This window comes from Thalassolituus sp. ST750PaO-4 (genome assembly GCF_020320405.1).
GTDB lineage: Bacteria > Pseudomonadota > Gammaproteobacteria > Pseudomonadales > Oceanobacteraceae > Venatoribacter > Venatoribacter alkanivorans.
The window spans coordinates 172,346-180,808 of sequence record NZ_JABVCB010000012.1 but is presented as its reverse complement, the minus strand read 5'-3'; the positions used below and the strand labels follow the sequence as shown (position 1 = coordinate 180,808).

7 protein-coding genes and 6 tRNA genes are annotated in these 8,463 nt (G+C 52.3%); 2 read left to right on the top strand and 11 right to left on the bottom strand.

The genetic code is table 11. The features are described from left to right. Positions 1 to 6: 6 nt before the first annotated feature. The 6 genes from HUF18_RS13930 to HUF18_RS13905 all read right to left on the bottom strand — a co-directional run bounded on the left by HUF18_RS13930 (position 7) and on the right by HUF18_RS13905 (position 3,469). Positions 7 to 82, bottom strand: a tRNA-Ala gene (locus HUF18_RS13930). A gap of 34 nt (positions 83 to 116) precedes the next feature. Further along, positions 117 to 192 (bottom strand) — tRNA-Glu (locus tag HUF18_RS13925). A 21-nt stretch (positions 193 to 213) separates the two neighbouring features. After that, positions 214 to 289: transfer RNA gene (locus HUF18_RS13920), tRNA-Ala, on the bottom strand. Positions 290 to 451: 162 nt separating this feature from the next. Next, the gene (gene gltX, locus HUF18_RS13915) at positions 452 to 1,969 is read right to left on the bottom strand and encodes a glutamate--tRNA ligase (protein ID WP_225692620.1); all 1,518 of its coding nucleotides are present in this window, start codon (positions 1,967 to 1,969) and stop codon (positions 452 to 454) included. A gap of 777 nt (positions 1,970 to 2,746) precedes the next feature. Continuing rightward, a tRNA-Ser gene (locus HUF18_RS13910) sits at positions 2,747 to 2,834 on the bottom strand. An 83-nt stretch (positions 2,835 to 2,917) separates the two neighbouring features. Next, a complete protein-coding gene (locus HUF18_RS13905) occupies positions 2,918 to 3,469 on the bottom strand; it encodes a nitroreductase family protein (protein WP_225692619.1) in 552 nt (183 codons plus the stop codon). A gap of 263 nt (positions 3,470 to 3,732) precedes the next feature. On the opposite strand from HUF18_RS13905, the gene HUF18_RS13900 reads away from it, so the two are divergent. Next, positions 3,733 to 5,061, top strand: a complete 1,329-nt coding sequence (locus HUF18_RS13900) for an adenylate/guanylate cyclase domain-containing protein (protein ID WP_230332324.1) — start codon at positions 3,733 to 3,735, stop codon at positions 5,059 to 5,061. Between the two features lie 74 nt (positions 5,062 to 5,135). Here the strand turns inward: HUF18_RS13900 and queF are convergent, their stop codons facing one another. Genes queF through HUF18_RS13885 form a run of 3 tightly spaced genes read right to left on the bottom strand, consistent with a single transcriptional unit; the run spans position 5,136 to position 7,663 of the window. After that, on the bottom strand, positions 5,136 to 5,957 hold the full coding sequence (queF, locus tag HUF18_RS13895; protein WP_225692618.1) for an NADPH-dependent 7-cyano-7-deazaguanine reductase QueF: 822 nt from the start codon (positions 5,955 to 5,957) through the stop codon (positions 5,136 to 5,138). Positions 5,958 to 5,969: 12 nt separating this feature from the next. Next, positions 5,970 to 6,746, bottom strand: coding sequence for an ABC transporter permease (locus HUF18_RS13890; protein ID WP_145468438.1), 777 nt, complete (start codon positions 6,744 to 6,746; stop codon positions 5,970 to 5,972). Continuing rightward, positions 6,743 to 7,663 (bottom strand): ABC transporter ATP-binding protein, encoded by a 921-nt coding sequence (locus HUF18_RS13885; protein ID WP_145468436.1) that lies wholly within the window; start codon positions 7,661 to 7,663, stop codon positions 6,743 to 6,745. Before HUF18_RS13885 ends, HUF18_RS13890 begins: the two co-directional genes overlap by 4 nt. A gap of 25 nt (positions 7,664 to 7,688) precedes the next feature. Between HUF18_RS13885 and HUF18_RS13880 the strand changes: the two genes are divergently transcribed. Then, on the top strand, positions 7,689 to 8,090 hold the full coding sequence (locus HUF18_RS13880) for a PA2817 family protein (protein ID WP_145468434.1): 402 nt from the start codon (positions 7,689 to 7,691) through the stop codon (positions 8,088 to 8,090). A gap of 85 nt (positions 8,091 to 8,175) precedes the next feature. Here HUF18_RS13880 and HUF18_RS13875 read toward each other — a convergent pair. Further along, positions 8,176 to 8,251: transfer RNA gene (locus tag HUF18_RS13875), tRNA-Gly, on the bottom strand. Between the two features lie 27 nt (positions 8,252 to 8,278). Further along, positions 8,279 to 8,354 (bottom strand) — tRNA-Glu (locus HUF18_RS13870). Positions 8,355 to 8,463: the final 109 nt, after the last annotated feature.

Sequence of the window (8,463 nt, the reverse complement as noted above, 5' to 3'; positions counted from 1 at the left end):
AAAAATTGGTGGAGCCTAGCGGGATCGAACCGCTGACCTCAACACTGCCAGTGTTGCGCTCTCCCAGCTGAGCTAAGGCCCCGTATGCAGTACAGCCTGAAAGGCTTATGCAAAATTGGCATCCCCAAGGGGATTCGAACCCCTGTTACCGCCGTGAAAGGGCGGTGTCCTAGGCCTCTAGACGATGGGGACACAAGGACTGCTTTGAGTATTTGGTGGAGCCTAGCGGGATCGAACCGCTGACCTCAACACTGCCAGTGTTGCGCTCTCCCAGCTGAGCTAAGGCCCCGTCTCAAAACGTGCGCGAATATTACTTACGCCCTTCTGCACTGTCAACCTATGACAACCGAAATGAGCGAAAAAATTTTCTGAAACAATAACTTAGCCGACTTAACCGGCATTGCAGCCCACCCACCCCGCCCTGACGGACAGAATGAGCGGGCGCAGCAAATCAGGACTCTGCCGCAGCACTCAGTTCAGCTGCAATCGCTGCTGACAGCTGCTGGTAGTCCTTTTCCATCTTCTTGGCTTTTTTCTTACCAACACCGCCCAGCGCATCAATGGCATGACGCAGACGCGCACGGCTCATATCCGGCCCCAGCAGCGCCATGCTGTCGAGTACGGAAATGGTGGCCGAGGTACCGGCAATAGCAATAAAGAACGGGAACAGGAAGTCGCGGACCTTAATGTCCAGCAGGCGCGCCAGAGCAAACAGACGCGCTTCGATGTCTTCTTTGCTCCAGTGACGGATCTCTTCCAGCTGCCACAAACCAAACTGCAGCACGGTTAGCAGACGCTCTTCGTCATAGGCCTTATGTTCAAAGCTGGCTGGCGTCAGCGGCGTCAGACCCGACAGGAAATGCCCGGCCAGCGGTACAACATCGGAGAAGGTCTCGATACGCGGCTGCACATGTGGAATCACCGGCAGAATATTCTGCGGACGCAAACCCCAGGCCGCAAAGCGCTGAGCGAAGGTTTCAGCATCCAGCTCACGCACCCACAGACTGTTCAGCCAGCGCAGTTTTTCCACATCAAACACCGGTCCACCAAGGGATACACGTTTGATATCGAAATTGGCAAACATCTGATCACGGGTGAACTTCTCACTTTCATCCGGCATCGACCAGCCCATACGGCCCAGATAGTTAAGCAGCGCTTCCGGCATGTAGCCCATGCGATCGTAGAACAGGATCGAAGTCGGGTTTTTACGCTTGCTCAGTTTGCTCTTGTCCGGGTTGCGCAGCAGTGGCATATGGCACAGGTGCGGCATATCCCAGCCGAAGTATTCGTACAGCAGCTTGTGCTTAGGCGCAGAGCTGATCCACTCTTCACCACGGATAACGTGGGTGATCTTCATCAGATGATCATCCACCACGTTGGCCAGGTGGTAAGTCGGCATGCCATCGGATTTCAGCAGAATCTGCGCATCGACCTGAGCCCAGTCGAGTTCAATCGCACCGCGCAGCATATCGTCCACCACGCACACGCCCTCTTCCGGCACCTTCATACGCACCACATAAGGCTCACCTGCCGCTTCGCGACGGGCCACTTCATCGGCAGGCAGCAGCAAATCGGAAGGCTTGAGTGCAGTCAGTGAACCCTGCTCCTGACGGGCAAGACGCAGAGCATCCAGCTCTTCAGCGGTGCGGTAGCACTTAAAGGCATGGCCACTGTCGAGCAGCTTCTGCACGTGCTCAAGATACACATTACGGCGCTCGCTCTGACGATAAGGGCCAAATTCACCACCGACATCCGGACCCTCATCCCATTCCAGACCCAGCCAGCGCATGCTGTCCATAATGGCCTGCTCAGATTCAGGCGTGCTGCGCGCCTGATCAGTATCTTCAATGCGCAGGATAAACTGGCCGCCATGCTGGCGGGCAAAAGCCAGATTGAATAAAGCGATGTAGGCAGTACCTACGTGCGGATCGCCGGTAGGCGAAGGTGCAACACGGGTGCGGACCGTCATAAATGGTGTTCTCTGTGACATGCGGATTTAAGGCGGAGGATTATAGAGAATTCACGCACATAACGCACCGGTCTGCTGCATTGCCAAGCGCTGCACATAACAAACCGCGAACATAAAAACCGCAGAGCCTGACGACTATGCGGTTTTCAGAATGAGCGGCCGACGAGAGAAAGTGGAGGGATATCCCGACCACGCCACAGCATAAACCCGGTCGGGATGAACGCCGTCGCAGGCTCCGGCAGTTGTCGCTGCGCTCGGTACGAACCCACGAGGGTTCGGCACCCTCCCTCACCGCTCTTTTACGCAAATACGGAGCATAAAAAAAACCGCAGAGCCTGACGACTATGCGGTTTTTAAAATTAGTGGCCGATACGAGGATGCGGAGGGTGACTCCCGACCACGCCGCAGTATAAACCCGATCGGGATGAACGCCGTCTCAGGCTCCGCCAGTTGTCGCAGTACTCGGTACGAACCCACGAGGGTTCGGCACCCTCCTCTGACCGACCTTTTACGCAAATACGGAGCATAAAAAAACCGCAGAGCCTGACGACTATGCGGTTTTTAAAATGAGTGGCCGACGAGAGAAAGTGGAGGGATATCCCGACCACGCCACAGCACAAACCCGGCCGGGATGAACGCCGTCGCAGGCGCCGGCAGTTGTCGCAGTACTCGGTACGAACCCACGAGGGTTCGGCACCCTCCCTCACCGCCCTTGGTGCAAAGCTTCAGACATAAAAAAACCGCGAACTTTTGCAAGTGCGCGGTTTTTAAAATTAGTGGCGGTGAGGGAGGGATTCGAACCCTCGATACCTTGCGGTATACACACTTTCCAGGCGTGCTCCTTCAGCCACTCGGACACCTCACCTAACTGAGCACTGCTCAGAGGCCGCGTACTATACGCAGCAGCGACCTGAGCGTCAACACCCATCCAGCGCTAATTGCTTGTTTTTATGACGATTTCGCCTTCCAGCGGGTAACAAAATCGTCCAGCGGCAATTCTGGAGGCTGCTTCAGGCTGCCGTTGATATGACCTATATAGACAAAACCGACAATGACATCGCAAGCTTCCAGACCCAGAGCTTCGGCAACCTTTGGATTGGTTGCCATATCTCCGGTCCGCCAGATAGCCCCCAGCCCCATTGCCCAGGCTGCATTGAGGATATTCTGCACCCCCGCACCGGTCGACAGCAGCTGCTCATCACGTGGCACCTTCGGATGTTCCTGAATACGGCTGACCGCAACAATCAGCAGCGGCGCCCGCAATGGCATATTCAGTAATTTCTGCTGTTTTTCTGCACTTAACTCCTGCCAGTCCGGCGTTGCCTGCAGGAAACATTCTCCGAGCAAGCGCCGGTCGTCGCCTTCTACCAACAGATAGCGGCTGGGACGCAACCAGGCATGATCTGGCGCCCGCAGCGCTGCACGCAGCAACACCTCCTGCTGCTGTCGCGTAATGTCCGGTCCTGTCAGTTGCGGAGAGGACACTCGTTCAGTCAACATTCGTAAAGCATCCATAGGCGCACCCAAATCAATATTTTCGTCATATGTCTATTGTAAAGTCGCGGCCCTTAATGAAAAGCCTGACTTAGCCGTCATGCACTTGCTGAGCTGTCTTATTCTGGGTATATAGATGTTCTCAATCATTGCCGCTGGTCGAACCGTGTCACCCATTATAAGAACAACAATTTTTTCGGGCCTTCACAATGTCTAACCGTCAGGACCCGTCCCATTTCGCTGAAACCACATTACCAAAGCAAGATTACATGGCCCGGATTCTGGGCTATGGGGTCGCTGCCGTCACGGTTTTAATGGGCATCCTGCAGGGTTATTTTGAAGATCAGGCCATTGTTGTGGCGGTAGTCAGCATTCTTTATCCCCACGCCGTCTATGTTCTGAGCCGCCCTTTCCGCCAAAAGCGTGCCTATTCCACCCGGCAGTTCCTGATTCATTTTGACGCGGTTTTGTGTGGGGTATTTCTCGGCTACATCCAGCTGCCAATTGAGTTGACCGTGCTGTTTCTGATCATGATCAACACCAGCTTTATTATTGTCGGCAGCATTACTGCCTGGGCCTTCTGCATTATTTCGCTGATCTCCGGTGCCGCAGCCGGCATTTTGCTGTTCGGCCACGAAGCTGCCCCACCGGTTCCGACCGAGCTGTTTTTAACGGCAGCCTTCGGTGTTGGCCTGCACCTTGGCATTTCAGCCTTTAACAGCAACCGCCAGGCACGCGATCTGATACGGTTGAAGCAAAAATTTCAGGGCCAGGTTGAACGCTTTCAGGCGCTGTCCCACCAGGTATCCAAATACGTTGCCCCTCAGGTGTGGGAATCCATTTTCTCCGGACGCCGTCAGGCCAAACTGGAAACCCAGCGTAAGAAGCTGGTTATCTTTTTCTCCGACATCGTTGGTTTCTCTTCACTTTCAGAACAGATGGAAGCAGAAGCCTTTACCGACCTGCTGAATCAATACCTCACCGATATGTCGCGCATTGCTCTCAAGTACGGCGGCACTATCGATAAATTTATCGGCGACGGCATGATGATTTTCTTTGGTGACCCAAAAAGCAAAGGCACCAAACGCGATGCTCTTGCCTGCGTGTCTATGGCCATTGAAATGCGCCGCCACATGCTCAAATTACGCAAACAATGGGCTGAACATGGCATGACAGCTCCGCTGCAAATTCGTATGGGTATCAATACCGGCTACTGCACCGTGGGTAACTTTGGTACCGAAAGCCGTATGGATTACACCATTATCGGTAAAGAAGTGAACCTCGCCAGCCGTCTCGAAAGCGAAGCCGATGCCGGTGAGATTCTGGTGTCGCACGAAACCTACGCTTTAATTAAAGATAAAATCATCTGCCGCCAGCGTGGCAGTGCCATGGTGAAAGGTTTCCGCGATCCGGTGCCACTGTATCAGGTCATGGATTACCGCCGTGATCTGGGCTCCAACCCAAGCTTTATGAACCACGAATCAGAAGGCTTTTCGCTGTATCTGGAATCCGACAAAATCCGCGAAGAAGAACGGGAAAAAGTTGCCGACGCTCTCGAAAAAGCGGCCAATAAAATCCGCGGCAAGGTCAACACCTAAAACCACAACGCACATAAGAAAACAGCGGCAGATGCCGCTGTTTTTTTATTAGCCCTGCTGTTATCAATCCGCAACTACTGGCGTACCAGCCGGAAATTTTCCGCAGAGAAAACAGCCTCTGACGTACGGAAAGGATTAATATCCAGACCACCACGGCGCACATAGCGCGCATACACGGTTAACGATTCAGGCTTACACGCCAGTGAAATATCACGATAAGTACGCTCTGCACACTGCTCATGGAAATCCTGATGCTGACGCAGTGAAACGATATACGCCAACAAACCAGCCTCATCGATTTTCTGGCCACGATAATAAATGTACAGCGTACCCCAGTCTGGCTGCCCCGTAACCGGACAGTTGGATTTCAGCAGATGACTGCACAACCAGCCCTCAAACTGACCGTCCGTTGTTTTCAGCAACGAAGCATCCAGAGCATAGCTGTTCACTTCAACATCCAGATCGTCAATACAATGAGCAACTGGCGGTCGCGGGAAATCTGCATCCACCGCATGAAAGATCACCTGGACATCCCCTTGGGCTGCGGCCGATAAATCGGTCGCCATACGCAGGCGAGCCTGTTCCGCATCATCAAAGCGGGTCTGATTAAAAGAGTTCAGATAGAGTTTGAACGACTTGGATTCCACCAGAAAACGACTGGTCGCGGGGATACGGAATTCTGCCAGACAGACCACCGGCTTACCTTTGGAATTCAGCCAGGAAATTTCGTAACCATTCCAGATATCAACGCCGAAAAACGGCACCTCATGGCGATCAAGCCCCTGCGCCCGCCAGCTTTCCTCCCGCTCAATCGGAAACAGTAAGGACGCATCATATTCGTCTTTATACGCCGATACTTTGCCCAGCGGATTATGTTCACTTGTTACTGACGCCATTTTAAACTCCAATCACTGCCGCATACCGACACCACGACGCAACAGCCAGAGACTGTAGGCCGAAAGCACAACAATAAAAAACACCAGCATTCCTAATGAGAACCAGATATTCACATCTGACACCCCTAAAATGCCGTAACGGAACGTATTAACCATGTACAGAATCGGATTGAACAGGGATACGCCCTGCCAGAATTCCGGCAACAGGTTAATCGAATAAAACACCCCACCAAGATAGGTTAAAGGCGTAATTACAAAGGTCGGAATAATAGAAATATCGTCGAACTTGCTGGCGAAGATCGCGTTAATAAATCCACCCAGCGAAAACAGCATCGCCGACAATAAAATCACCAGAAACACCACTAACAGGTTATGAATCTGCAGGTCGGTAAAATACAAAGACAGCAGCGTCACGATAATACCAACGCCAACACCACGGGCAATACCACCACAGACATAGCCAAGCAGAATGGTCCCGGGATGAACCGGCGCTACCATCAGCTCTTCAATACTGCGCTGAAATTTATTACTGAAAAATGAGCTTGATACATTAGCGTAAGCATTGGTGATAACGCTCATCATAATCAGCCCGGGGACGATAAAGGACATGTAATCGACGCCACCCATCTGGCCGATACGGGAACCGATCAGCTGACCGAAAATCACGAAATACAGCGTCATGGTAATGGCCGGCGGCAATAACGTCTGTTGCCAGATACGGGTAAAACGACGGATTTCTTTCGTCACTATGGTTGAAAAAGCAACCCACTGAATACGGGCAGGACTCATGCGTTTGCCCCCCGGACCAGATCGACAAACAATTCTTCCAGGCGATTGGATTTGGTTCTCATACTGCGGACTTCAATTCCCTGCTGCGTCAGCAGCGTAAAAATCTGGTTAATGCTCTGACCTTTCTCCACGACAACCTCGATACAATCGTCTGCCATCCTTTTGCAATCAAATCCTGCCAGAGAAAAATCAGCCGCTACGGCGGAATTAAGATCGAAGATAAAGGTCTCGGTACCGAGTTGACTCAGCAATTTTCGCGTACTGGTTGCCTGTATAATTTCGCCATGATTAATGATGGCAATATTGCGGCACAGCTGCTCTGCCTCTTCAAGATAATGTGTCGTCAGGATGATGGTTGTACCGGCACGGTTAAGCTCCTGCATAAAGGCCCACATAGAACGGCGCAGCTCAATATCAACCCCTGCCGTCGGCTCATCCAGAATCAGCACTTTAGGTTCATGCACCAGTGCACGGGCAATCATCAGCCTGCGTTTCATACCACCAGACAACATCCGCGCCTGCTGATCACGCTTCTCCCATAAATCGAGTGCACGTAACAGTTTTTCGGCATTGGGCGCTGCCTGAGCCGCCGTCAGACCAAAATAGCCAGCCTGGGTGATGACAATGTCATACACCTTTTCAAACTGATTAAAATTAAATTCCTGCGGCACCACGCCCAGATAACGGCGCGCCGAAAACGCCTGGGTATTAACATCAAACCCCATGACTTCGGCATTGCCGGATGTTTTTTGCACCAGACCCGATAGAATACCCAGAGTGGTCGACTTGCCGGCGCCATTGGGGCCCAGCAAAGCAAAAAAATCGCCCTGTTCTACGGTCAGATCAATGCCTTTCAGCGCCTGAAAGCCGTTGTCATACACCTTGGACAAACTTCGTACCACGAGGGCAGGAACCATAATTTTTAACCTTAAGAGCGTATTAATGAGTGAACGACTGAATGATCATATCCACCTGCTGCAGCAGGTTCATGAGCGCCTGAGCAAGGCACAGAGCCAGTCAGGCGGTGTTATCAGTGACGAGATTCTACATCAGCTGACACAGGTTATTGATCAGCTCACGCAACATTCTGATTCAGGCTACACCCTGGGACAGGATTGGATCACCCATATCTTCAGCCATCACCCACAATTATCACCCGCCATAGACCGCGACCTGCTGTGGTTCTTCGGTGGCGACTGCCTGCACTTCCTGACGGATGAAGAGATCGACCTGTTCCAGCAGATCGATGAGATTGAAGCTCAGCACCATCAGGAACAAAAGCCATTTGACCGCCAGGCGACAAAAGCCCTGCTGCTGAAACCCACCCCCGGTTTCAACGCCTGAATAAGCCCGCACCCTGCCGCCTCGCGGCAGGAAGCTGAATAACGGGCATAAAAAAAGCCGCCATAAAGGCAGCTTTTTTAGAATTTGGAGCGGGAAACGAGACTCGAACTCGCGACCCCAACCTTGGCAAGGTTGTGCTCTACCAACTGAGCTATTCCCGCAATTTTTCTTGCTTATGCCATTTTAAATGGCATCCCCAAGGGGATTCGAACCCCTGTTACCGCCGTGAAAGGGCGGTGTCCTAGGCCTCTAGACGATGGGGACATCGCTAAACACGCTGCGCATTTTACTGCGCTTTTGTTGATTTGCAAGAACTTTTTTCTTTTAAATCAACAACTTCCCAATTAAGCCGCTGAAACCTGAGTTTCATAAA